The organism is Paractinoplanes durhamensis (assembly GCF_016862175.1).
GTDB classification, from domain to species: Bacteria; Actinomycetota; Actinomycetes; order Mycobacteriales; family Micromonosporaceae; genus Actinoplanes; species Actinoplanes durhamensis.
Genome location: NZ_BOML01000057.1, coordinates 80213 through 103579 on the forward strand (window position 1 = coordinate 80213; position 23367 = coordinate 103579).

General features: G+C 70.6%; 21 protein-coding genes. 10 read left to right on the plus strand and 11 right to left on the minus strand.

What is annotated here, in order from left to right:
* Window positions 1-76: 76 nt before the first annotated feature.
* Window positions 77-928 carry a pyridoxal kinase PdxY gene (pdxY, locus tag Adu01nite_RS34575; protein ID WP_203733415.1) on the minus strand — a complete coding sequence of 284 codons (852 nt, stop codon included), beginning with the start codon at window positions 926-928 and terminating at the stop codon, window positions 77-79.
* A gap of 20 nt (window positions 929-948) precedes the next feature.
* Window positions 949-2091, minus strand: a complete 1143-nt coding sequence (locus Adu01nite_RS34580; protein WP_203733416.1) for a PQQ-binding-like beta-propeller repeat protein — start codon at window positions 2089-2091, stop codon at window positions 949-951.
* A gap of 212 nt (window positions 2092-2303) precedes the next feature.
* Between Adu01nite_RS34580 and Adu01nite_RS48145 the strand changes: the two genes are divergently transcribed.
* The 5 genes from Adu01nite_RS48145 (at window position 2304) to Adu01nite_RS48605 (ending at window position 6059) form a co-directional block, all read left to right on the plus strand.
* Window positions 2304-2681, plus strand: coding sequence for a glycosyltransferase family 2 protein (locus Adu01nite_RS48145; RefSeq protein ID WP_239132919.1), 378 nt, complete (start codon window positions 2304-2306; stop codon window positions 2679-2681).
* A 35-nt stretch (window positions 2682-2716) separates the two neighbouring features.
* On the plus strand, window positions 2717-3031 hold the full coding sequence (locus Adu01nite_RS48150; RefSeq protein WP_239132920.1) for a hypothetical protein: 315 nt from the start codon (window positions 2717-2719) through the stop codon (window positions 3029-3031).
* Window positions 3032-3040: 9 nt separating this feature from the next.
* On the plus strand, window positions 3041-3502 hold the full coding sequence (locus tag Adu01nite_RS48155; RefSeq protein WP_239132939.1) for an HlyD family secretion protein: 462 nt from the start codon (window positions 3041-3043) through the stop codon (window positions 3500-3502).
* Window positions 3503-3507: 5 nt separating this feature from the next.
* A complete protein-coding gene (locus Adu01nite_RS48160) occupies window positions 3508-3780 on the plus strand; it encodes a hypothetical protein (protein WP_498371278.1) in 273 nt (90 codons plus the stop codon).
* A gap of 71 nt (window positions 3781-3851) precedes the next feature.
* On the plus strand, window positions 3852-6059 hold the full coding sequence (locus Adu01nite_RS48605; protein ID WP_203733418.1) for a rhamnogalacturonan lyase: 2208 nt from the start codon (window positions 3852-3854) through the stop codon (window positions 6057-6059).
* On the opposite strand, the gene Adu01nite_RS34600 is transcribed toward Adu01nite_RS48605, so the two are convergent.
* Window positions 6056-7072, minus strand: a complete 1017-nt coding sequence (locus Adu01nite_RS34600) for a glycoside hydrolase family 5 protein (protein ID WP_203733419.1) — start codon at window positions 7070-7072, stop codon at window positions 6056-6058. The two genes, Adu01nite_RS48605 and Adu01nite_RS34600, sit on opposite strands and share 4 nt — an antisense overlap.
* A gap of 79 nt (window positions 7073-7151) precedes the next feature.
* Entirely contained in the window at window positions 7152-8495 is a 1344-nt protein-coding gene (locus Adu01nite_RS34605) for a ricin-type beta-trefoil lectin domain protein (protein ID WP_239132921.1), read from the minus strand.
* Window positions 8496-8658: 163 nt separating this feature from the next.
* Here Adu01nite_RS34605 and Adu01nite_RS48610 point away from each other — a divergent pair, with 163 nt between their 5' ends.
* The 5 genes from Adu01nite_RS48610 to Adu01nite_RS34630 all read left to right on the plus strand — a co-directional run bounded on the left by Adu01nite_RS48610 (window position 8659) and on the right by Adu01nite_RS34630 (window position 12787).
* Window positions 8659-9363 (plus strand): GntR family transcriptional regulator, encoded by a 705-nt coding sequence (locus Adu01nite_RS48610; RefSeq protein WP_275414732.1) that lies wholly within the window; start codon window positions 8659-8661, stop codon window positions 9361-9363.
* 30 nt (window positions 9364-9393) lie between these two features.
* On the plus strand, window positions 9394-9900 hold the full coding sequence (locus Adu01nite_RS34615; protein WP_203733424.1) for a MarR family winged helix-turn-helix transcriptional regulator: 507 nt from the start codon (window positions 9394-9396) through the stop codon (window positions 9898-9900).
* Window positions 9900-10721 (plus strand): helix-turn-helix transcriptional regulator, encoded by an 822-nt coding sequence (locus Adu01nite_RS34620; RefSeq protein ID WP_203733425.1) that lies wholly within the window; start codon window positions 9900-9902, stop codon window positions 10719-10721. The genes Adu01nite_RS34615 and Adu01nite_RS34620 overlap by 1 nt, the downstream gene beginning before the upstream one ends.
* Before the next feature lie 177 nt (window positions 10722-10898).
* Window positions 10899-11852: an NADP-dependent oxidoreductase gene (locus Adu01nite_RS34625; protein WP_203733427.1), complete on the plus strand. Its 954-nt coding sequence runs from the start codon at window positions 10899-10901 to the stop codon at window positions 11850-11852.
* Window positions 11852-12787, plus strand: coding sequence for an NmrA/HSCARG family protein (locus Adu01nite_RS34630; protein ID WP_203733429.1), 936 nt, complete (start codon window positions 11852-11854; stop codon window positions 12785-12787). The genes Adu01nite_RS34625 and Adu01nite_RS34630 overlap by 1 nt, the downstream gene beginning before the upstream one ends.
* A 3-nt stretch (window positions 12788-12790) precedes the next feature.
* Here the strand turns inward: Adu01nite_RS34630 and Adu01nite_RS34635 are convergent, their stop codons facing one another.
* The 7 genes from Adu01nite_RS34635 to Adu01nite_RS34665 form a co-directional block, all read right to left on the minus strand.
* On the minus strand, window positions 12791-13606 hold the full coding sequence (locus Adu01nite_RS34635; RefSeq protein WP_203733430.1) for a bifunctional allantoicase/(S)-ureidoglycine aminohydrolase: 816 nt from the start codon (window positions 13604-13606) through the stop codon (window positions 12791-12793).
* Window positions 13607-14155 carry a Uma2 family endonuclease gene (locus Adu01nite_RS34640; RefSeq protein WP_203733432.1) on the minus strand — a complete coding sequence of 183 codons (549 nt, stop codon included), beginning with the start codon at window positions 14153-14155 and terminating at the stop codon, window positions 13607-13609.
* Window positions 14156-14210: 55 nt separating this feature from the next.
* The gene (locus Adu01nite_RS34645; protein ID WP_203733433.1) at window positions 14211-14603 is read right to left on the minus strand and encodes a PPOX class F420-dependent oxidoreductase; all 393 of its coding nucleotides are present in this window, start codon (window positions 14601-14603) and stop codon (window positions 14211-14213) included.
* 15 nt (window positions 14604-14618) lie between these two features.
* The gene (locus tag Adu01nite_RS34650; RefSeq protein WP_275414734.1) at window positions 14619-15422 is read right to left on the minus strand and encodes an SAM-dependent methyltransferase; all 804 of its coding nucleotides are present in this window, start codon (window positions 15420-15422) and stop codon (window positions 14619-14621) included.
* 453 nt (window positions 15423-15875) lie between these two features.
* Entirely contained in the window at window positions 15876-17474 is a 1599-nt protein-coding gene (locus tag Adu01nite_RS34655; protein ID WP_203733441.1) for an alpha/beta hydrolase, read from the minus strand.
* A gap of 136 nt (window positions 17475-17610) precedes the next feature.
* Window positions 17611-19155, minus strand: coding sequence for a GGDEF domain-containing protein (locus Adu01nite_RS48615; protein ID WP_203733443.1), 1545 nt, complete (start codon window positions 19153-19155; stop codon window positions 17611-17613).
* A 127-nt stretch (window positions 19156-19282) separates the two neighbouring features.
* Complete coding sequence (locus Adu01nite_RS34665; RefSeq protein ID WP_203733445.1) at window positions 19283-23365, minus strand: glycoside hydrolase family 38 N-terminal domain-containing protein; 4083 nt, start codon at window positions 23363-23365, stop codon at window positions 19283-19285.
* Window positions 23366-23367 lie beyond the last annotated feature (2 nt).

The window sequence follows — 23367 nt, forward strand, 5'->3', positions numbered from 1 at the left end:
GCATCCCTCCGATTAATTGAGGAATGTCTATATTGGGAGCGCTCCCAAAATCCGTCAAGCCCAATCCGTGCCAAGCTCAGCGCACTCGCTCCGCCTTGAACTGCATCCGCGGGTTCGCGTAGAACTCCTGGGCCTGCACCAACTGGAGCTCGCGCTCGCCGGACCGGAACGTGGTGTCGATCAGGTCGAACACGCTGGACGCGGTCCGCTCCAGCGCCACCGCCGCGTCCCGGGTCGCGACGTAGTGGGCGGTGAACAGGGCGGCCGTGACGTCCCCCGACCCGTTCGCCTTGAACGGCAGGTGCGGGGTGGTCACCAGCCAGGCGCCGGCGTCGTCCACCGCCAGCATCTCGATCGTGTCCGCTGCCCGGTCCGGGCGTTCCACGCTGGTGACCAGCACGGTCGACGGGCCCGCGGCCCGGGCCAGGTCGGCCGAGACCAGGGTCGACTCGACGCTCGCCGGCTCGGTGCCGGTCAGGTAGCCCAGCTCGAACTGGTTGGGCGTGATGATGTCGGCCACCGGCACCACCCGGTCGCGCAGCAGGCCGGGAATCTCCGGCGCGACGAAGCACCCGGACTTGGCGTTGCCCATCACCGGGTCGCACGCGTAGAGCGCCGCCGGGTTCGCGGCCTTGACCCGGCGCACGGCGTCGACGATGACGTCGCCGATGCCGACCCCGCCCTGATAGCCGCTGAGCACGGCGTCGACCTGCGCGAACACGCCGCGCTCCTCGACCCCGAGCAGGATCTCGGCGACATCGGACGGCGGGATCAGCGGCCCGCGCCAGGCGCCGTACCCGGTGTGGTTGGAGAAATTCACCGTCGGGACCGGGATGACCTCGACCCCGATCCGCTGCAGCGGGAACACCGCCGCGGAATTCCCGACATGACCGTGCGCGACCGCCGACTGAATGGACAGAACCTTCATGTCCTCAGCGTAGTGACCGCTCAGGAACCGAACTGCGCGAACCTCGGACGGCCCGTTCCGCCGAACGCGGTGAAGTCGCCGCCGACCGTGATGGCGCTGGTGGCCGGGTTGACGCTCAGCGTGAGCACTCCCCACCGGCCGTTGCTGCGGGGATTCCAGCTGAGCAGCCGGCCGGTGGCCGGGTCCCAGGCGGCCAGTTTCGGCTGGCTGCGCTGCTTCGTCGGGCACCACGCGGTCGCCGACCGCGACGGGCCCGAGCAGGCGGTGGTGAAGTGCCCACCGGCGTAGACGGCGCCGTCGCGGTAAGTGATCGCCTGCACGTCACCGTCGGTGACGCTGCTCCACACCAGCGAGCCGTCCGGCCGGTACGCGACCACCCGGCCACCCGGGCCGGCCAGGGCGGCGAACACCCGTCCGGCGGCGACCGTGAGCGCCATGACCCCGTACGGCGTGGCCGGCCGGAAGCTCGTGTCGACCTGCCCGTCGGTGGGCCGCAGCGCGGCGAGGTGGCCCTTGAAGTCGCCACCGGCGTACAGCCGGGATCCGGCCGCGCTCAGTACCCGGACCTTCCCGCTCACGCCGCCGCGGAAGCCGCCGTCCAGCGCGCCGCCGTCGAGGCGGAACGCCGCCAGGTTGCGGACCGGCCGCCCGTCCACCGCGGTGACGCTGCCGCCCAGGTAGAGCCGCCCGTCCGCGGCGGCGAGGGCCTGGCCGGTGCCCTTGACGGTGTGCCGCAGCGGTCCGACCGCGCCGGTCTTCAGGTCGATGCCGGCCAGCCCGGCGCGGGGCGCACCACCGACCGCGGTGAACTCGCCGGTCACGTAGAGCGTGGCGCCGACGGCGGTCAGCGCCATCACGGTGTCGTCGGCGAGCGGGGCCCAGGACAGCAGCTTGCCGGTCCGGGCATCCACCGCGGCGAGCCGCTTACGAGCCACCGGCTTCCCGCCGACGATCGCGTGCGTGAAGTTGCCGCCCAGGTAGACCGTGGTGCCGACATGCGTGCTGGCGTACACCACCCCGTCGAACCCGACCGTGGACTCGGGTGTCGGCGACACGAGCGGGATGCTCCCCGCGAACGCCGGCGGTGTTCCCGTGCCGATTCCGGCGAGGGCGAGCACCCCGGTCAGCACCATTCCCCAGCGTGAAGTACCAGCAAGAGCCATGAACGAGACATTAGGGCGGTATCACTCGATCCGGATGCCGAATGCGAAAGCAACTCCAAAATCCTCGCGCCATCTGTACGCACACCGCCCCGCACTGCGGACGGGCACCGTTGTCGATACGGTCGGTCCCGAAGCCCCAGACCTCGGCTGCCCATTCGCCCGCTCCGCCGGAGCCCGCTCCGCCGGAGCCGCGAGCACTGGACGCCGATCACGTGCCCAGCCCCGACTTCCTGCTGCGCGCGCTGCCGCACATGCAGGACGAGAAGGTGGCCTTCGTCCAGACGCCGCAGGCCTTCCCGAGCGCCCGGGGCCTGGTGGCCGAGGGCGCCTCCGAGTCGCAGCGGATCTTCTACGAGCTCGTCCTGCCGGGCCGCAACCACTTCAACGCGGTCTTCTGCGTGGGCACCAACGTCATCTTCCGGCGGACCGCCCTGCGCGAGATCGTCGGCATGCACACGGCCAGCAACTCCGAGGACATCTGGACCTCGATCGAGCTGCACAAGCGAGGCTGGCGCTCGTTCTTCGTACCCGAGGTGCTGGCTCGCGGACTCGCCCCGGACAGCCTCCTGCCGCACTTCAAGCAGCAGTAACGCCGGCCCGGCCGGGGTTGCCCGGCGTCGAGCTGGTGCTTCCGCACGTCGGCCTGTTCCTGCTCAACGCCCTGGCCATCGCGGTCGGGGTGAGCACCCTGCCGCTGCGCGACACCGACGTGCCGGCGGTCTGGCTCTCCATCGCCTGGGCCTCGATCTACGTGCTCGTGCTCGGCCGGATCATCGCCGAGGCGGTGATCGCTCCCCAGGTCATCAAGCAACGTCTGGAGCGGCGTACGGCCGGAGCCATGCTGTCCCGGGCCCTGCCCTGGCCGACCCGCTGGGCGGAATCGGACGAGCTGATCAGCTCCGCGATGGCCGATGCGGCCGAAACCCCACCGACCTCCTGAGGGGAACCCATGGACAGCCCCCGCGTCACCGATCCCCCGCCGGCGCAGGCCCCGCCGCTTCCGCAACCGCCGGTCCGGCGATCCCCCCGCAAATGGCGAGCCCGGCTGATCGTCCTCGTCATGCTGGCCGCCGCGGTCGTCGTCTTCATCCGGCTCACCAGCATCCGCCAGACCAACGCGTCCCTCGTCGACCTGGGTACGGTCACGCTGACCGCCCAGCCCATCCCGGTCGAGACGCCCCAGCCGGGCCAGATCACCGAGGTCGCGGTCAAGGCCGAGCAGGCCGTCACGGCCGGCACCAAGCTCGGCATCATCGAGGTCACCACCACCGACTCGGACGGCAAGCCGGTGCTCCGCAAGATCACCCTGGTCGCTCCGCGGGCCGGCATCGTCGTCGACCGACCGGCCACCATGGGCAGCACCTGCAGCCGGGACAGCCGTTCGTCGAGCTCTACGACCCGTCGGAGCTGACCTTCGTGACCGACATCGCGGTGGCCGACCTCCCGGACCTGAGCTCCGGAATGGTCGCCGAGCTGACCGCGAAAGGCCTCGACCGTACGGTCCGGGCCGCCGTCCAGCGGGTCGTGCCGCGCGTCACCGGGTCGGCCGACACCGCCGCGCCCGGCTTCCTGCGCCTGGTCCTGGTGCCGGTGAACGCCACCGAGGTCCGCGATCTCGTGCCGGGGCTGCGCTTCACCGGCAAGGTCGACACCCGCACCGGCCCCGCGGGTCCGAAGCTGGTCGCCTGACGGGTTGACCAGAGATGGAGGTCGATGGACACTCGCTGGAAAGCGCTTACCTCCGGCATGTGGAGACCTGGATGAGGCTTCGTCGTATCGCCCTGGTGGCCGCCCTGCTCCTGGCCGGCTCGCAGGCACCGGCCCAGGCCGGCGGCCGCCGCGGCATCGAGCTGGAACGGCTCGACCGCGGCCTGGTCGCCGCGGCCACCAGCGAGGGCGTCTTCCTCAGCTGGCGACTGCTCGGCCCGGAGGCGACCGGCCACTCGACCACTGGTCTGACCAGCGCCGCCTTCCAGGTCTACCGGGACGGCCGGCGGATCGCCACCGTCACCGACAGCACCAACTATCTCGACCGGGCCGGCACCGCGACCTCGAAATATCAGGTCGCGCCGGTGCACGGGGGCCGCAGCGCGACCGCCACCCCGTGGCCTTCCAACCATGTCGACCTGCCGCTGAACAAACCCGGCGACATTTACTCCGCCAACGACATGAGCGTCGGTGACGTCGACGGGGACGGCCAATACGAATACATCGTCAAATGGGACCCGTCCAACTCCAAGGACGTCTCCCAGGTCGGTTACACCGGGAACGTCTACATCGACGCGTACGAGCTCGACGGCACCCAGCTCTACCGCATCGATCTCGGCGTGAACATCCGGGCCGGCGCGCACTACACGCAGTTCCTGGTCTATGACTTCGACGGCGACGGCCGCTCGGAGATGATGTTCAAGACCGCTCCGGGGACCCGGATCACCCGCTACCGGCCGGACGGCTCGGTGGCCTCCTCGAAATACATCACCATGCCGGCCGCTGACCTCAAAGCCGGCTACCGCAACACCGACGACTACCGGATGAGCGCCGCCGACTATTACGAGCACCTGGTGCGGATGTTCGAGGGCTGGCGCGAGCATCCGGAGGTGGTGGCCGGTCATTGGCCCGCGACGGTGGAGGCGGCACTGGGTCTCGCGCCCGGATACGGCGACGCGCGGGCACTGGTCGACTACTTCATCGACGTCTACGCCCCGGCCCGCAGCACGCGCAACGCGTTGCGCAACTTCGAGGGATTCATCGTGGACGGCCCGGAATACCTGACGGTCTTCGAGGGGGCGACCGGCCGGGAATTGCAGACCGTTCACTACAAGCCGGGCCGCACCGATGACGGTCTCATGTGGGGCGATTACGCGATGGCCCGGATCGAGCCGGGCAACCGGGTCGACCGCTTCCTGTCCGGCGTCGCCTATCTCGACGGCCGGCACCCGTCGGCGATCTTCGCTCGCGGCTATTACACAAGAACAACCATCATTGCGTACGGCTGGAACGGTCACCGCCTCACCGAGAACTGGTACGTGGACTCGGGCTGGGTGCCGATGACGAACCCGTTCAACGACTCGCCGCACGGCCGGGACGGGACCAACCCGGAATTCGCCACCATCACCACCCAGGGCGACCATTCGCTGAGCGTGGCCGATGTGGACGGCGACGGTAAACAGGAGATCGTCTACGGCAGCGCGACCATCGACAACGACGGCTCCCTGCTCTATTCGTCGTTCGACACCCTGCCCGCCGGCAGCGCCGCCCCCGGCGACTACGTCCGGCTCGGCCACGGCGACGCCATGCACGTCACCGACATCGACCCGGACCGGCCCGGGCTGGAGATCTTCACCGCGCACGAGGGGGCGACCTACGCGCCGTACGGGATGGCGATGCGCGACGCCGCCACCGGCGAGGTGCTGTTCGGCGCCTACTCGGGCCGCGACACCGGCCGCGCGATGATCGGCGACGTGCGGCCGGACATCCCCGGCATCGAGAACTGGGCCAGCCTGCCCGGCGGCTCCGAGGCGCTCGGCCTGCACAAGGCCACCGGCGAGGTGCTCGGCACCGCGATCCCCGGCACCAACCAGAGCATCCGCTGGGCCGGCGACGGGACCACCCAGATCCTCAACGGCGCCATCGACGTCACACCGACCATCAACGACTGGACGCGGGGCCTGGTGCTGACCGCCAGCGGCACGCTCGCGAACAACGGCACCAAGGGCACCGCGTCGCTGATCGCCGACATCTTCGGCGACTGGCGCGAGGAGTTGCTGCTGCGGACGACCGACAGCTCGGCGATCCGGATCTACCTGAGCACCGAGCTGACCGGCCACAAGCTCTACACGCTGATGCACGACCCGCAGTACCGGGTGGAGGTGGCCCGCCAGCAGACCACCTACAACCAGCCGTCGTACCCGAGTTTCTATCTGGCTTCGGACACGGACTGGGCCAAGGTGCCGCTTCGTCGTTTCTAGAGGCCCCAGCCGTACCTGATCCGGTTGGCGCCGCTGGTGTTGCGCACCGTCAGGGTCTGGCTGGTGCCGCTGCCGGTCCGGGAATACATCGAGTACGGATCCCAGGTCTTCCCGGTGGCGATCTTGCCGCCGATCGCCGGCCAGTAGACCCCGCCCATCCCGAGGGCGCGCTGGCGTTCGGTGACGGCGCGGAGGTAGCGGACGAAGTTGTCCGTGCCGTTCGCGTTGCCGTAGTCGAGGGCGTTGTCCATCTGGGCGCCGTACTCGGTCAGCACCGCCCGCGCGGCGCAACTGCCGAGGCGGGTGTCGAAGTCGGCGAGCCACTGCGCGTACGTCTTGGTGCCGTAGAAGAACGCGTAGTAGTGGTAGGAGAGCAGGGTGCCGGTGAAGCGGGTGTCGGTGCAGAGGTCGCGCAGGTCCTGGCTGTAGCCGACGCCGCCGATGAGCACCCGGCCCTTCGGGACCGACGAGTGCGCCGTGAGCCAGGCGGCGGCGAAGGTGCGCCAGTCGGCCGAGCTGTAGCCGTGCGGCTCGTTCATCGGCTCGAAGTAGACGAGGCTGTTCGCGCCGTACGCGGCGACCGCGGTGTTCCACATCGTGGTGAAGGCGCTCGTGTTGGTGATCTTGCCGCCGGACGCGGCGCCGTCCTCCCAGTAGGCGAGGATGACCTTGAAGCCGCGCCCGGTGGCGGCGTCGATCGTCCCCCGGTAGGCGCTCCACCAGCTGGTGCCGGTGTCCTGCGTGTTGATCGGCAGCCGGACGGTGTTGACGCCCAGGGCGGCCATGCCGTTGTAGATCGCGTTGGCCTTGGCCACCACGGTGCTGTAGCTGTCGGAGCTGCTCAAACCTTCGAGCACGTGGGTGCCGGTGGTGAAGTTGTCGCCCACCCGGGCCCAGTTCATGCCCTTGAACTGGTTGGTGGCGGCGCCGGCCGGTGACGCACCACTGACCGCGGCGATGGGGATCAGGATTACCGCGGCCAGGGCGCTGATAAGAACACGACGGAGGGTCATGCCTCCTTGGTAGGACAATGGGCGGGGCGGCGCGATCTTTCGATCCGGTCCGACCAGAAACCGACAAATCCGTACAGGGTCAGAGTTGGCCCCAGATCTGGTTGGCGGTGGCCGCGCAGTCCCACAGTTGCAGTGCGGCGCCGTTGCTGCCGACCCAGTCCTTGATGTCCACGCACCGGCCGGAGGACACGTTCACCAGCGTCCGGGCGGCGGTCAGGGTGAACCGCTGGACGGCGTTGCCGTTGCAGTCGGCCAGCTGGATGCGGGTTCCGTTGGCCAGGGCGCCGCCGGCCGGGTCCATGCACTTGCGCATGGCCCGCAGGGTGCCGTCGACCGGGAACGACCACTTCTGCGCGTCGGTGTCGTTGCAGTCCCAGGTCTGCAGGAGCGCGCCGGCCGTCGCCTGGGCGGTCGGGATGTCGATGCAGCGGCCGCTGAAGTTGGACTGGAGCATGGTGGCGCCGTCGGCCGGCGGTGGCGTCCCTCCGTCGCAGTCGTTGGCCGCCACCACGTTGTCGGTGAACGTGGTGCCCGCGGACCGGTAGCCGTTGATCGCCGCGGTCGCCTGCGCGGGGGTCAGGACCTGCTTCTTGGCGTGGTAGAGGTAGTCGACCGACTGCAGGTAGGTGCTGGTGCCGGTGCCGCCGGCGTGCCCGGCCAGGTCGATGAACCACTGGTTGAAGTCGATCGACATGTTCTGCCGTGGATAGACCTTGCCCGAATGGTCGCCGACCAGCGCGCCGTCGATGTAGTACTTCACGTGCCCGCCGGCGACGGTGGCCATCACGTCGTGCCAGCCGTTGATGCTGCGCGCCTGCTGGCTGTGCTGGTTGTCGGCGTACCACGGGTCGGCGACGTAGGTGTACCAGGTGGTCTGGTAGTTGATCGGGCCCGCCTCGCCCCAGCCGCCGTTCGGCAGGTACTCGGAGAAGTCCATCTCGGAGTAGGTCGGGTCCATCGGGGCGGCCAGCGGGGAGATCGTGTAGAAGGTCTGGTTCACGTGGTCGCCGTCGGAGCCGCTCGCCGGGGCGTCGGCGAACTTGATCCGGGCCAGGTAGGTGCCCTCGAAGAAGCGGCGGTTACGCTGCGAGAACTCGGCGTGCGATGTGCCCGCGGCGGTGCCGTCGGTGACCGCCTTGAGCTGGGCCACCTTCTGCCCGTCGACGGTCGGGAAGGACACGTTGTCGGCGAGCCAGCGGGCGCCGGACACGCCGGGGCCGCCGGAGTCGGTCCGGATGCTCCAGCCGCGCCCGCCGAGCGCCGCGTCGGTGCGCGAGGCGTAGTTGAAGTCGTCGAAGAGCACGCCGCAGGCGGTCGCGGCGCTGCTGCTGGGGGCGGTGACGATGCCGAGGCCGGTGAGGGCCGCGGCGGCGATCGCGACGGTTCCGGCGATGGCGATCTTGCGGGCTGGGGTAAGCCTCATGGGGATGGGCTCCTTCGGGGATTGACCAGTGGTAAAGCCATTGGCCGTCCGAGCACCGTTGCCCATACCAGTGGTATACGTCAAGAGAGCGTCCCAGACGTTTCCCTCGCGCACCCCGGTTGTGGCAACCTTTGACCACTGGGCAACTGCGATGGGGGACGGGATGCGGCGCGCTGAGGTGCGGGACAAGCTGCGCGAGCTGATCGAGGCACACGCCCCCGGCGATCCCCTGCCGTCCGAGCGCGCGCTCTCCGAGCACCTGGGCACCTCCCGCCCGACGGTGCGCGCCGCCATCGACGACCTGGCCCGCAACGGCCTGCTCGTCCGGCAGCACGGGCGGGGCACCTTCACCAGCCCGCACAAGATCTCCCAGGAGGTCCCGGCCGCCGCCGGCCAGCCGATCCCGCCGGCCGAGGGCGACTGGGCCAGCGAGGTGCTCGAGTTCCGCACCGAGCCGGCCGGCGCGCGGCTGGGCCGGCGCCTGCAGGTCTCCCCCGCCGAGGAGGTGCTCTTCGTGCTACGCCGCCGGATCGTCGACGGCGAGCCGATGGCCCTGGAGGAGATCCGGCTGCCGTTCGCCCTGGTCGCCGGCATCACCCCCGACGAGTTCGTGGCGGGCTCGCTCTACCGCCGGCTTCGCGAGGACTACGGCGTGGACCCGACCGACGCGGTGCAGACCACCGAGCCGACGGTCACCGACGCCACCGAGTCCCGGCTGCTCGGCGTGCCGCCCTACTCACCGGCGCTGCTCTTCGAACGCACCACCCGCAGCGGCGACGGCCGGATCATCGAATACACCCGGTCCATCTACCGCGGCGACCGCTACCGGATCACGAGCCACCTGAAGCTCGGCCCGGACTCCGGATGACTTCGAATTCAAAGCAACTAAGATCGTGGGATGAGTGACCCGGCACCCGGCCTGAACTCGGCGCAACTCGGTGCGTACTTCGCTCTGATGGAGGTCAGCAGCCTTCTTCAGTACGCGGTGGACGAGCACCTGCGCGCCGACGGCGACCTCAGCTGGGTGCAGTTCCAGATCCTCGCCCGGCTGACCGACGCACCCGGCGGCCGGTTGCGGATGACCGATCTGGCCGACGGCGTGGTCTACAGCCGCAGCGGGCTCACCTACCAGGCCGGCCTGCTGGACAAGCGGGGCCTGATCACCCGCGCGCCATCGCCGGACGACGAGCGCAGCGTCATGGTCACCGTCACCGACGCCGGCCGGGCCCTGGTCGGGCAGGTGCTCCCCGGGCACGTCGACCGCGTTCGGCAGCTGCTGATCGAACCGATGACCGGCACGGACGTCGCCGCCCTGAGCGCCGTTCTCGGCCGGGTCCGCGACCACATGCGGGCCAACCCGCCGCGGTCGGCCAAACCTCGCGCCGGTCGCAACCGAGCCGGCTGATGGATCGGGCACTGCTGGCGGACTTCCTCCGGGCGCGCCGGGAAGCATTGCAGCCGGAGGATGTGGGACTCCCCCGCGGCTCGCGGCGGCGCACCGGCGGGCTGCGGCGCGAGGAGGTCGCGGTGCTGGCCGGCATCTCCGCCGACTACTACAGCCGGCTCGAGCAGCGGCGCGGCCCGATGCCGTCCGAGCAGGTGCTCGGCGCCCTGGCCCGCGGGCTGAAGCTGAGCCCGAGCGAGCGGGAGCACCTGTTCGCCCTCGGCGGGCACTCGGCGCCGCGGCGCGTCCAGCGCGACGAGGAGGCCAGCCCCTCCATGCGGCGCATCGTCGAGGGCCTCGCCGACGCGCCGGTGATCGTGTTCTCCCGGTTCGGCGAGGCGCTGCTGCAGACCCCGGCGGCGATCGCCCTCTTCGGCGACTTCACCCGCTTCGAGGGCATGTCGCGCTACCTGGTCTACCGCTGGTTCACCGATCCGGCGCAACGCGCGATCTATCCGCCCGAGGACCATTCGCTGCGCGGCCGGGTCTTCACCGTCGACATCCGGGCGGCGTACACGGCCGATCCGTCCGGCACGGCCGGCGAGATCGTCGAGGCGCTGCTGGCGGTCAGCCCCGAGTTCGCCGAGGTCTGGCGCCTGCACGAGGTCGACGTCACGCACCATCACGAGCTCAAGCGGTACCGGCATCCGCAGCTGGGCGAGCTGGAGCTGCACAGCCGGCGGCTGACGGACCCGGACGAGGGCCAGGACCTGCTGGTCTTCCTGCCCGAACCCGGCTCGCCGAGCGAAGCGAAGCTGCAACGCCTCCTCAGCATGTCCTGATCCCGCCCCGTTATCCATGGTCTGGTAGTCCGCGGATAACGGCGCCATTCACCCGCCTCCCGACCGGCGCCACGCTGTAGTCGGCCGGCTCACACCGGACGCCACTTGCTTCGAATTCGAAGCGTGCTATGGTCAGAAAGTGCTTCGAACTCGAAGCAAAGAACAAGGAGGCGCGACATGAAGGCAGTGCGATTCCACGAGTACGGCGACCCGACCGTCCTGCGCTACGAGGACGTCGAGCGGCCCGTCCCCGGCGCCGGCCAGGTGCTGATCCGGGTCGCCGCGACGTCGTTCAACGGCGTCGACGGCAACATCCGCGCGGGCTTCATGCAGGGCCCGATCCCGGTGACGCTGCCGCACACGCCCGGCATCGACGTGTCCGGCTCGGTCGCGGCGCTGGGTGAGGGCGTGACCGGCTTCGCCACCGGCGACCGGGTGATCGGCTTCCTGCCGATGACCGCCGACGGGGCGGCCGCGGAGTACGTCGTGGCTCCGGCCGACATCCTGGCGCCGGCGCCCATCACCGTTCCGCCGGCCGACGCCGCGGCGCTGCCGACCGTCGGGCTCACCGCGTGGCAGGCGCTGTTCGACCACGCGAAGCTGACCGCCGGACAACGGATCCTGATCAACGGCGCGGGCGGGGCGGTCGGCGGGTACGCGGTTCAGCTGGCGAAGAACGCCGGCGCGTACGTCATCGGGGTCACCGGCCCGCAAAGCGGCGCGCCCGGGGCCGACGAGGTCGTCGACAAAGCCGCGGTGACCACTGCGGTCGACGTGGTGCTCAACCTGGCACCGATCGACCCGGCCCGGCTGGCCGCGCTGCTCGACCTGATCGTCGACGGCGGCGTGCTGGTCAACACCACCGTGTGGATGCCCGCGCCCAGCGACGAGAAGCGCGGCGTCCGCGGCATCGACCTGTTCGTCCGCAGCGACGCCGCCCAGCTGTCCCACCTGGTCGCGCTGGCCGACTCCGGCGAGCTGAGCGTCGACGTCGCCCGGCGGGTCCCGCTGGCCGAGCTGCCGGCCGTGCACGCCCAGGCCGCCGCCGGCTCGCTGCACGGCAAGACCGTCATCGTCGCTTCCCCCGCCGTCGCTTCCCCCGCCGTCGCCTCCTCTGAAGGAGAAAACTGATGTCCCACGACAAAGTGATCACCGTGCTCGGCGCGACCGGCACGCAGGGCGGCGCGGTCACGCGTGCGTTGCTGGCCGACTTCTCGGTACGGGCCGTGACGCGGGACGCCGCCTCGCCCAAGGCGCAGGCCCTGGCCGGGATCGGCGCGGAGGTGGTGACGGCGAGCCTCGACGACGAGGGCAGCCTGCGCCGGGCGTTCGACGGGGCGTACGGCGCGTTCCTCGTCACGCCGTACTGGGAGCACCGGTCCCCGGCCCGGGAACTCGCCGAGGTGGAGAACCTGATCGGCGCCGCCCAGACGGCCGGACTGCGGCACGTCGTGTGGTCGACGCTGGAGGACACCCGCGAGGTGATCACCGCCGGCGACGACCGGATGCCGGTCATCGGCGACGGCTACCGGGTGCCGCACTTCGACGTGAAGGGCGGGGCGGCCGACGCGCTGTTCGCCAAGTCCGGCCTGCCCACGACGTACCTCCTGATGTCTTTCTATTGGGAGAACCTGCTCGGCCTGGCCAAACCGCAGCGTGACCCGGACGGGACGCTGGCCTTCCATCTCCCGCTCGGCGATGCCCCCATCGCCGGCGTCGCCTCCGACGACATCGGGCGGGTGGTCCGGCGCGTGCTGCACCGGCCGGCCGAGACGATCGGCGCGACGATCCCGGTGGTCGGCGAGTCGCTGACCGGCGAGCAGATGGCGGCGGCCCTCAGCACCGCGCTCGGCGAGCCGGTGGCCTATCGCCCGCCGACCCCCGACCAGTTCCGCAGCTTCGGCTTCCCCGGTGCGGACGAACTGGGAAACATGTTCCAGTACTACGCCGAGTTCCCCGAGTCCTACCTGGGCCGCCGTGACCTCGAGGTGGCCCGCACCTTCAACCCGGAGCCGCTGAGCCTGGCCGATTTCCTGGCCGCGCACCGGGATGAGCTCGCCCCCTGACGGTCAGAGGCCGGCGTGCCGGTTGACGTCCTTGTAGAGGAGGTACCGGAAGGGACCCGGCCCGCCGGCGTAGCAGGCTTGCGGGCAGAACGCCCGAAGCCACATGAAGTCCCCGGCCTCGACCTCGACCCAGTCCTGGTTGAGGAGGTAGACGGCCTTGCCTTCGAGCACGTAGAGCCCGTGCTCCATGACGTGGGTCTCCGGGAACGGGATCGGCCCGCCCGGCTGAAAGTTGACGATGTTGACGTGCATGTCGTGCCGGAGATCCTGGGTGTCGACGAACCGGGTGGTCGACCAGGCCCCATCGGTGCCCGGCATCTCCACCGGCGCGACGTCCTGCTCACGGGTGACGAAGGATTCCGGCACCGCGAGGCCGTCCACCGCCTGGTAGGCCTTGCGGATCCAGTGGAAGGTGGCGAGCGATTCCCCGGCGTTCCGCAGCGACCAGTCGGTCGCCGGGGGCAGGTAGGCGTAGCTGCCGTTTTCGAGCGCATGCGTCTGCTCGCCGATCCGCAGTTCAAGGGCACCGTCGACGACGAAGAGCACTGCCTCGGCGCCCGGGTTGGCCTCCGGACTCGCCGACCCACCGCCGGGCGCCACCTCCACCACGTACTGGCTGAAGGTCTCCGCGAAGCCGGAGAGGGGCCGGGCCAGGACCCACAGCCGGGTGCGGTCCCATTTCGGCAGGTAGGAGGCGGTGATGTCACTGAGGGTCCGAGCCGGAATGACGGCATAGGCCTCGGTGAACCGGGCGCGGTCGGTGGTCAGCGCGGTCTGCGGCGGAAGCCCGCCCCGCGGGACGAAGTAGGTGGACGTCATTCAGACCTGACCGAGGTCGATCTCGACGGCGAAGGGCGCGGCCGGCTTCACGACGCCGGTGAAGACCTCGCTGTCGCGGTAGCGGCCGGTCGCCGGGTCGAGAACGTAGGTGTACACGAGCGGTGCCCCGGTGGCAGCCTGCTCGACCCGCCAGTAGAACGGAATGCCGGCCCGCGCGTAGTGGTCGGCCGTCTCCGACCCGGGCGAAACCACCTCGACCACGAGAAGCACGTGCTCCGGCCGCGTCGGCGAGACGTCGATGGTGTCCGCCCGGTAGACCGTCACGTCCGGACGGCGGTTGTTCAGCGGCACGTCCTGGAGCCGGACATCGAAGTCGGTGTCCGCGTTCCAATCCGGCCCGGCCGCGTCGTCGAGGGCGTTGGCCAGGAGCCGGGCCAGGCGGTTGTGCCGCTTGGACGCGCTCGGACCCGGACGGACCATCCCATCCACGATCTCGATGCCCGCACACTGATCTTCGGTCCACGACGCGTACTGCTCGGCGGTGACCTGCTGATGCATCCAGGCCGGCGCGACCATCTCGACAGTCATCCCCACCCCCTGGAACGCGATCGGCTACCAGGCACAAGATACCCGTGCCCCGACGTCAGCGAGGTGCGGTGACCCTGTCCGCCTCGATTCGCAGGATCAGGCGGACCTGGTCGCGGCCGCCGAACCACGGGTAGGACCGGCCGAGGTAACGCTGGGCCAGCTCCTCGATGTGCTCGACGGCGCCGAGCTCGACGACCTCCAGGACCCGGCCGCGGACCGCGAAGTAGCGGCTCGGGTTGTCCGGGTCGGCGATGGCCACCGCTACCCGCGGGTCGCGCTCGATGTTGCGTACCTTCTGGTGGCCTCGGACGGTGTTGATCACGAGGTGCTTGCCGTCGGTGTCGGCCCAGGTCTCGGTGATCTGCGGCGAGCCGTCCGGCATCAGCGTGGTCAGGAAGCAGAGGCTGGGCCGGCGCAGCAGGTCGATCAGCTGCTCAGGAAGTTGCATGATCAAACAATACGATCAATCGGGCTTGCGGGCCGCGCCGACCAGGATCAGCGTGGAATCCGGTGCGGCACCGGCGTCGGCCTGCGGCGCAGGCCATTCGCCGGCCCAGACGAGGCCGGGCGCGGTGACCTGGAAGTCGCCGAAGAATTCGAGGATCTGCGTACGGTCGCGGGTGACCGCGGCCGAGGCCGAGGTTCGCCGGTAGATGCCGGCGACCCGATCGGACGTGCTCGGGTCGGCGGCCTCGGTGGCCACGTGGGACAGGGCGAGGTAACTGCCCGGGGCGAGCGCCGCGCGCAGCCGAGCGACCGCCGGATAGACCTCGTCGGGCAGAAAGTGCAGCATCGAGACCAGCAGCAGCCCGACCGGCCGCCGGAAGTCGAGCAGCTCCCGGACGTCGTCGTGGCCCAGAATCGCGTCCGGCACGAGCAGATCGCCGTGGGCAGCCGCCGCGTTCGGGTTGTCACGCAACAGATTGACGCTGTGGGTGACGGCAACCGGGTCGATGTCGACATAGACGACGCGGCCGTCGCCCCGATATTCACCGACGAGGTCGTGAACGTTCCCAACCGTGGGAATGCCGGACCCGACGTCGAGGAACTGGGTGATCCCCCGATCCAGCATGTACCGCACGGCACGGTGCAGAAACGCACGATTGGCCCGAGCGATCTCCCGGATGTTGGGGATGACCCCAAGAACCTGCTCGGCCGCCGCCCGATCGGCAGCGAAGTGGTGACTGCCACCAAGAAAGTAGTCATACATGCGAGCGGTGCTCGGCTTGGAGGTGTCGACGTCACCTTCCCACTGCCCACCCGTCATACGCCGACATCAGCCCGCCAACCCATCGATGACGATCGTCACGCCCACCGTCAGCAGCTCATGACCGTGGCCGTCTGTCGGTGTGAGGCCGGCCGGCCCGACTTCCTCGAAAGTGGGGACTGCGCGGCGCCGGTCCGGCATTCGATTTTCTTGACGTCGGGGCCTCGCGCATGGGACGAGACCCCGTTTTCCTGGATCTCGGCCCATGACTGTCGCGGCGAGGCCCCAACTTCCGTGAAGTCGGTAGGCCCTGACCGCTTGGCCCCCGGCCCTCACGCCCCGCGGCCCCCACGCAAGCCGGACGCCGGGCAAACCGCACGCCGGGCAAACCGCACGCTGGGCGAGGCCGCCGGTTGATGGCATGGCGCTCTCGCGTGGTCGGCCACGACGTCGGTTGCGCCTGGTGGGGACGGGGCTGACCGGCCCGGGGGATCCCGGGCCGGTCAGGGTGGGTCAGCGGATTGCGGGGGCCGCGTTGCGCAGCGTTGCCCGGAGGCTTCCGCTACTGGTGGACGCTACCGACTTTGCGGCTGCGGCCGTTGGGTCCGGGGCGGGGACCGGGTCGCACTGCTTGTCGGAGCGGTTTCCGCGCACGCGGGTTGGCAGGGTGCCGTTGTCCAAGTACGCCGCGATGGTGTCGTCGGTGCACGCTATGCCGCTCAGGGAACCTGCGTGGGTTGTGCCGCCTACGCCCTCGATCAAGACTGAGCGGGGGAAGCGCTTACGGATCTCCAGGCTGCCTGCGTATGGCGTGGCCGCGTCGTTCGTCTCGCTGATCAGCAGGATTGGTGGGGCCTTGCTGCCGTTGACGTTGACCGGCCTGCCTACGTCACCCTTCCAGAACACGCACGGCGCGTTGAACCAGGCGTTGTTCCAGGTGATGAACGGGTACTTCGCGTAGATCTGCCAGTTGTCCCGCTGCCACTTGTTCCAGTTTGTCGGCCACTGGACGTCGGTGCACTGGGTGCCCAGGTAGATCGCGTAGCCGTTGTCGGTGCCGGGGCCGGGCTCCGGGTAGAGGTCCAGCAAACCCGACGCGTCGCCGTCGTTCACGTATGCCGCGAACGCGGTGGCCACGTCCTCCCAGCCGTACACGTAATAGCCTGCCGAGACGAAGATGTCGTTCCACTCGTCCGGGCCGATTTTGCCCTCGGCCGGAGCTCTGCGCAGCTTCTCCAGGGTGGCGTAATACTTCGCCTTCACCACCCTCGCCGTTGTGCCCAAGTGGTAGACCGCGTCGTACTTGGCTACCCAGGCGAAGTAGGTGTCCATGTTCTTGTCGAACTGGATGTCCTGGCTCAGGTTGGCGTCGTACCAGACGCCGCGCGGGTCCACCACGCCGTCGAAGATCATGCGGCGGACCTGGGCCGGGTGCAATGTGGCGTATGTCTGGCCGAGGTATGTGCCGTACGAGAAGCCGTAGAAGTTGATCTGCTTTTGACCCAGCGCCTTGCGGATGCTCTCCATGTCGGCCACGTTGTCGGTGGTCTTCAGGTGGTCGAGCAGTGCGCCGCCGGCTCGTGCGCACGCCTGCGCGTAGGCCTTTGACCTTGCCAGCCAGGTCTTCTCCAGCTGGTTGGTGACCGGCACGTAATACGGGCGGTTGTAGCCTGCCACGTTTCCGTCGCAGCTCAGTGACGGGATGCTCGAGCCGACGCCGCGCGGGTCGAAACCGATCCAGTCGTAGTCGAGGCCGGCGTCGTTGGGGATCGCCGTCTGCAACACCGAGTAGATCAGGCCGGATCCGCCCGGGCCGCCCGGGTTGACCAGCATGACGCCCTGGTAGTCGGCGTCCGCGGTCTTGTGTTTGATCCGCGAGACGGCAATCTGGATCTTGGTGCCGCCGGGGCGGGCGTAGTCCAGCGGAACGGTCACGAATCCGCACTCGGCGCCGCGGGCCTTCAAGGTTGCGGACGCGCACACGCCCCACGCGATCGGCGGCGGGGTGTAGCTGGGGGTACCGCTGTGGGCCTGGGCTGCCGACGGAATCATGCTGCCGCCGATCACCAGCCCGACAGTCGTGGCGACGGTGGCCGCCAGAAGTCGTTTCATACCGTGCCCTTCATCGACGAATCGCCCGTCGGATCGCGCTCGGGCGACCACCGGAGAGTAGCCATCCAGGCACGGCGATGAGGCCGCCCGTTAGGGCAGACTTCCGCGCCGGGTTGTGGACCCCGCTGGATCGATCTCAGGCGGGGGCGGCGACTCGGCCCCGGCCGTGGTTCTTGGCGTGGTAGAGGTTCCGGTCGGCGTCGGAGAGCAGGGTTGGCAGCTCGTGGCGGCTGCCGTGCTGGACGCCGATGCTTATCGACACCGCCAAGCCCTCGGCCACCTCCGGCCATGGGTAGGTCTGCACGGCGCGCAGGATCTTCTCCGCGCGTATCTCGGGGACCTCGGGGAGGACGTCGGCCAGGATGATCAGGAACTCGTCGCCACCCAGGCGTGCCGCCAGGTCGGTCTGCCGGACGTGGGCGGCGAAGATGTGCCCGAGGCGGGCCAGAACCAGGTCGCCGATGTCGTGGCCGAAGCCGTCGTTGACCGCCTTGAAGTGGTCCACGTCGATCATCAGCACGGCGTACTCGGTGCTGTGGTGCGCGGCGGGGCCGGACGGGTCGTCGAGGGCGGTGAGGTAGGCGTGGTAGCCGCGGCGGTTGGCCAGGCCGGTCAGCTCGTCCAGGACCAGGTCGCGGCGCAGCTGTTCGTGGTCGCGGCGGTGGCGCTCGACGGCGATCGCGTCGCGGATGCCGGCCATCCGGTCGACCCGGTCGTTCCAGCGCAGCGACGCCAGCTGCTGGCCGTAGCGGATCGCGGCGGGCGCCGTGCCGGGCCGCCGCGCCGCGAGGCTCAGGGCGAGCAGATGGGTGCAGCTCGGCAGGGACACCTCGACGAACTGGGTCGCGGCCTCGGCCAGCCGGCAGGCGCGCACGTCGTCGCCGGCCCGGGCGGCCTCGATCGCTTCGCCGAGCGCGGCGACGTTGGCCGGGGCCGTTCGGTGTGGTTCGCTGCCGGCCAGCGCGGCCAGCAGGTGCATCTGCCCGTGGTATTGCGCCACCCAGCTGGGCGGCCAGCGCGAGTCGGTCGGGTCGGCGCCGGCCGGCGCCGAGGCGGCCAGGCTCGCGGCCTGGTCCCATTCGCCGATCCCGGCCAGGGCGCAGGCCCAGTCGAGGAGGAGCTCGCACCGGTTGATCGTGGTCACCACCAGCTGCCGCCGGGCGATGTCGCTCCACCGGCCGCCGAGCGCGCCGGTCGAGGTCTGCTCGGCGAGGGTGAAGTACTCCAGCGCCAGCTCCCAGAACCCCAGCTGGTGGGCGACGTTGCCGACCTCGATCAGCGCGGCCGCCCGGTGCGGCGGCAGCACCGCGGGGTCGGGGTCGTCGAGCAGCACCACCGCGCCGACGAACAGGCTCCCGGCCGACTCGCCGGTGATCGTGGTGCGCCGGCGGTCGGCGTTGCGCACGGCCTTGGTGGCGATCGACAGCGCGAGCAGGGAGGGTTCGGTCAGTCGCGCGGCGGCGTCGAACATCGCCTGGACATGACCGGAATCGTCGTCACCGGCGTCGTGCGAGGCCAGCGAACGAGCGAAATGCAGCAGCAGGCGTACGTCGTCCCAGCCGTTCGCCGTGGCCTCGCGATCGGCCCGGTCGACCCGGGCGGCGTCGTTGTGCCCCTGCGCGACCTCGACGAGCAGATAGGCCTGTTCGATGGCTGCCTCGTGCCGGATGGAGTCGGGCACTGTCCCTCACACTTTGAACCTTTTTCAACCTGACATCGGGCCTGCGGTTCCGGTGCGTTGAGCGGCGCAAGGCCCTGCCGCCCTAGCCATGTTGAAAAAGTTCATCGAAACGCCGCTGCTCTACCAGTTATCGGCCGGTGGGCGGCGAAGCTGAGTTCATTTGCGTGACGGCAAGCGACACCGACGCGGTGTAGGCGACCCGGCCCATGCCCACCACCCGGGCCAGGGCCCACCAGCGGCTGCCCGGGCGCGCCTCGGGAGCGGCCCGCACCGTGAACCGAAGCGTCTCGGTCGAACCCGGTTCCAGTCGATACCCCTGGATCCACGGGTCTACGGCTACCTCATCGGCCCAGGTTCCGTACGGGGAAAGCAGCTGGACCTCGCCGTGCACCGGATCGACCGCGGGGTTGTGCAGCCGCAGCGTCAGCGCGGCGGTCCCGCCTGGCGGGACAAGAACCTCGGCCGGGCCGAGCGAGACTTCGAGGTCCGGTGGCGGCTCGAGCACGGCGACATCTTCGAGGAGCTGACCGTACGGGTCGAGGATGCGAGCGGTCAGGAAATGCCGGCCCGGTTCACGGCCGGTGATCCGCAGATCGAAGTCCCGGTGCTCGCCGGGCGCGAGGTCGTAGTCGAACGGCCCGGCCGGGTGGTCGAGTTCGACCCGGCCGCGGGCGGCCACGGTGTCGGTGGCGACGGTGACGCGGAGGGTCGCCGGGTCGATGTGCACGCTCACCGGCAGGTTGCCCAGCGGCGCCGGCCCCTTGTTGTGCATCCAGTATCGGGTGTGGATCGGCTGGACCGGTTCGACGTCGGGTTCCCCCTCGGTCGCGACCGGCAGGCCGGGGCGGCCCAGGACGGTGACCACAGCGGCCGGTGCCAGGTCGACCACGACGTCCGGGCCGTCGCTGGTGACGGCCGGGCCGGGCCGGGGTTGTTCGAGAACGTTCGCGGCGACCGGGTCGGTGAGCCCGCCGTGCAGCCGGATCCGGGCCTGGACGGGCCGGCCGTGCGGTTCGTACAGCCGCGCGGCGATCCGGTCGCCGTGCGGTTTGAGCGCGGTGAGCACGACGCCGTCCGGCGACACCGAGGCGAGGCTCGCCCGGGCCGGGAGGTCGCCGCCGCTCGCCGGGACCGGCTCGGCGACCAGCGGGTGGTTGCGTTCCTGCCCGGCCCGGACGAAGCCGGCGTCCCGCCAGTCCCCCTCGCCGGCGACCAGGGAGTACTGGAAGGTGTGGGTCCAGTGCTGCAGCTGGAACCCGGCGCCGTCCGGGGTGAACCGCTGCGGCCCGTCGATCCAGATCCCGCTCGGCCAGCCGGTGCAGGAACGCATCAGCGAGACGTAGAGGCTGCCGTCCGGCGCGGTGACGAAGCCGGGGGTGCCGTGGTTGACCAGCGCGGCCGAGTAGCCGGTCCAGGCCGGGCCGAGGTCACCGGCGGCCTCCGGGACCTCGATGACGGCGTCGTCGAGGTCGGCCACGAGCGCGTCCAGTTGGTCCGCGGCGACGATCAGGACCGGCAGGTCGCGCGGGCCGCGCAGGTCGGCACCGGGGATCCAGACGTCGGCGCGGGGACGCCGGGCGGGAATCAGGACCCGGCCGGTGCGGGCGAGCAGGTCGCGGTGCTCGGGTCCGGCCGAGTCGAGGACGGCGGCGGCGAACACGTGGTCGGCGCCGATCACCACCCGAACGTCCGGCAGGTTGGAGTCGGCGTCGAGGCTGCCGTAGCGCGGGCCGCCCGGCCGGGAGCCGGTCGCGGTCACCCCCTGCCGGACCAGGGCGACCAGCAGCGGACGGCAGTCGTCCTCGCTGATCACCTCGGCGATCCCGACGGCGATCCGCTGCCCGGCGGCCCGGATGCGGACGGTCGCGGACAGGCCGGCCCAGGTGTGGGCGGGGTGGTCCAGGGACCACGGGTGGTCGGCCGTGTCCGCCTCGGGGAAGCCGAACGGGCGGCCGATCGCGGCGAAGCCCACCTCGGACACCGGCAGCGTGCCGGGCAGGTCCAGGTCGAAGCGGACCCGGAGCAGCCGGTCCGCGCCGATCGAGCCGTCCACGTGGGTGCGGAAGTCGATCCGGTCGGCGCCGCGCCAGAGGATCACCTCGCGGACGATCCGCAGTTCGTCGATCGTGGCCACCGCGACGAGCCGCTCCCCGGCGGGGCTGTGTTCGGCGTGCACATGACCGGTGAGACCACGGCCGGGACCCTTCGGCAGCAGGTGCCACGGCCCCTCGCCCATCCGCGGATGCTGGGCGTACTCGTCCTGCACGACGATCTCGCCGCCCAGGCCGCCGGCGCGCAGCAGATCGCGGCCGGTGCGCCGGTCGGTGATCCGGGTCAGGGCGCCGCCGCCGGCCGGGCCGGCCTCGACCGTGAAGGCGTCGTTGCTGATGACGGTGCCGTCGGCGGACCGCCAGCCGGGGGTGTCCTCGTCGGCCGGCACCACGTGCCAGGTGCGGTAGCCCAGCGCCGGCACGTCGTCGGCCGCGACCGACAGGGTGATCGCGGCGACCGTGCCGTCTTCGTGCCGGGTCACCGCCTCGGCGACCGCCGGGAGTTGGCGGCCGTGCTCGTCGGTGACCGCGACCGCGGGCGGGCCCGGCGCCGGGTAGTCGAGCTTGATCCGGGCCACGTCGTCGCGCGGCCAGGACAGGGTGTTGGCGACCAGGACCGCCCGGCCGGGGCCGGCGGTGTCGGCCCGGGCGGCGAGGGCGCCGATCGCCCGGCGGCGGGCGGTCGCGGCCAGCTCGTACGCCTCCCGCCAGCCCGCCAGCAGGTCGAGGTAGACCTGGTCGGACTCGGTGCCGGTGACCGCGTCGTGGTGGGCGCCGTAGGCGAGCAGCCGCCACGCCTTGTCCAGCAGCTCGGCCGGGTAGCGGGTGCCGAGCAGCGCGGCCAGCGTGCCGAGGCGTTCGGCGTCGAGCACCACCCCCTCGATCGCCCGCTGCGCCTGCTTGGTGTCGATGTAGGAGACGTCCTTGCCGGTGTAGACCGGGTTCATGTCGCGGGTCTGCGGCGACAGGACCGGCCGTTCGGCGCGGACCGCGGCGAAGTAGTCGCGCGGCACGCCCATCACGAACCGCGGCCACACGTAACGCTTCGCCCATTCGCGGTGGATCTCGGTGCACCAGCGGGACGGGATGTTGTGGTCGTGCCCGACCGGCAGGAACACGTTGCGGGTGGCGGCCACCTTCCGCAGGTCGCGGTATTGGGCGTACGCCTCGTCCATGGCCTCGGCCAGGGTTTCCCTGCGTTCCATGTCCCACCCGGCCACGTAGTGGTTGGCCAGGTAGGCGGTGGGCAGGCCCAGCCCGCTCGGCGAGATCCACTCGAACTCGCTCGGGAACTGCATCCGGGTGACGTCGCCGGTGTGCCGCTTGATCCCGTTGTTGTGGAACGGTCCGCGCGCCCAGACGCTGGAGGTGAGCCCGGCGTCGGCCATCAGGCCGGGGAACGACGGGTCGTGCCCGAACACGTCGAGCATCCAGGCGCTCTGCGGGTCGCCGCCGAGTACGTCGCGCTGGTAGCCGACGCCCAGCGCGGTGTTGCGGATGGTCGACTCGGGGTGGGTCAGGTTGGTGTTGGGCTCGTTGTACATGCCGCCGACCAGCTCGACCCGGCCCTCGCGCAGCATCCGCCGCAGGTCGGCCCGGTCCTGCGGGAAGACGTCCCAGTACGGCTTCAGGTAGTCGATCTCGGCGAGGACGAAACGGTAGTCCTCGTCCATCCGGGCCGCGTCCAGGTGTGCGTGGACCAGGTCGAACGCGGTCCGGACGGACGGGTTTCGCAACCGGTCGGCGCCGGGCACGTCCGGCAGTTGCTGCCAGAGCTCGGTGAAGCCGCGCTGGGTGTTCCACCACACCGGGTCGTAGTGGAAGTGCGAGATCATCCACATGGTCCACCCGGTCTCGGCGGCCCGCAGCGTGCCCTCGACGGTGGCCCGGCCGCCGTCGTGCTCGGCGAGCACGGTGATCCGGTGGACCGACCCCTCCGGCGCGGGCGCGGCCACCTGCACGCCGACCTCGACGACGCGTTCCTCGCCCGCGGCGAACGCGCCGGTGGCCGTCGGTTCGGGGGTGCGCACGGTGGGGCCTTCCACCCGTACCCGGATCGGTGGGGTTGCCTCGGTGGCGGTGAGGGTGACCCGGACGACCTGCCGGGGTGCCGCGGCCGGCCCGATGAAGAGATCGGTGTCCTCGACGGTGATCCGCATGG

What these genes read in the sequence shown, in the direction of transcription:
- Adu01nite_RS48155 (WP_239132939.1), top strand. Translation starts at nt 3,041, where the DNA reads ATGGACAGCCCCCGCGTCACCGATCCCCCGCCGGCGCAGGCCCCGCCG.
- Adu01nite_RS34645 (WP_203733433.1), bottom strand. Translation starts at nt 14,603, where the DNA reads ATGCAACTTCCTGAGCAGCTGATCGACCTGCTGCGCCGGCCCAGCCTC.
- Adu01nite_RS34640 (WP_203733432.1), bottom strand. Translation starts at nt 14,155, where the DNA reads ATGACTGTCGAGATGGTCGCGCCGGCCTGGATGCATCAGCAGGTCACC.
- Adu01nite_RS34605 (WP_239132921.1), bottom strand. Translation starts at nt 8,495, where the DNA reads ATGAGGCTTACCCCAGCCCGCAAGATCGCCATCGCCGGAACCGTCGCG.
- Adu01nite_RS34625 (WP_203733427.1), top strand. Translation starts at nt 10,899, where the DNA reads ATGAAGGCAGTGCGATTCCACGAGTACGGCGACCCGACCGTCCTGCGC.
- Adu01nite_RS34620 (WP_203733425.1), top strand. Translation starts at nt 9,900, where the DNA reads ATGGATCGGGCACTGCTGGCGGACTTCCTCCGGGCGCGCCGGGAAGCA.
- Adu01nite_RS34615 (WP_203733424.1), top strand. Translation starts at nt 9,394, where the DNA reads ATGAGTGACCCGGCACCCGGCCTGAACTCGGCGCAACTCGGTGCGTAC.
- Adu01nite_RS48610 (WP_275414732.1), top strand. Translation starts at nt 8,659, where the DNA reads ATGCGGCGCGCTGAGGTGCGGGACAAGCTGCGCGAGCTGATCGAGGCA.
- Adu01nite_RS34650 (WP_275414734.1), bottom strand. Translation starts at nt 15,422, where the DNA reads ATGACGGGTGGGCAGTGGGAAGGTGACGTCGACACCTCCAAGCCGAGC.
- Adu01nite_RS34630 (WP_203733429.1), top strand. Translation starts at nt 11,852, where the DNA reads ATGTCCCACGACAAAGTGATCACCGTGCTCGGCGCGACCGGCACGCAG.
- Adu01nite_RS34635 (WP_203733430.1), bottom strand. Translation starts at nt 13,606, where the DNA reads ATGACGTCCACCTACTTCGTCCCGCGGGGCGGGCTTCCGCCGCAGACC.
- Adu01nite_RS48605 (WP_203733418.1), top strand. Translation starts at nt 3,852, where the DNA reads ATGAGGCTTCGTCGTATCGCCCTGGTGGCCGCCCTGCTCCTGGCCGGC.
- Adu01nite_RS34665 (WP_203733445.1), bottom strand. Translation starts at nt 23,365, where the DNA reads ATGCGGATCACCGTCGAGGACACCGATCTCTTCATCGGGCCGGCCGCG.
- Adu01nite_RS34655 (WP_203733441.1), bottom strand. Translation starts at nt 17,474, where the DNA reads ATGAAACGACTTCTGGCGGCCACCGTCGCCACGACTGTCGGGCTGGTG.
- Adu01nite_RS34580 (WP_203733416.1), bottom strand. Translation starts at nt 2,091, where the DNA reads ATGGCTCTTGCTGGTACTTCACGCTGGGGAATGGTGCTGACCGGGGTG.
- pdxY (WP_203733415.1), bottom strand. Translation starts at nt 928, where the DNA reads ATGAAGGTTCTGTCCATTCAGTCGGCGGTCGCGCACGGTCATGTCGGG.
- Adu01nite_RS34600 (WP_203733419.1), bottom strand. Translation starts at nt 7,072, where the DNA reads ATGACCCTCCGTCGTGTTCTTATCAGCGCCCTGGCCGCGGTAATCCTG.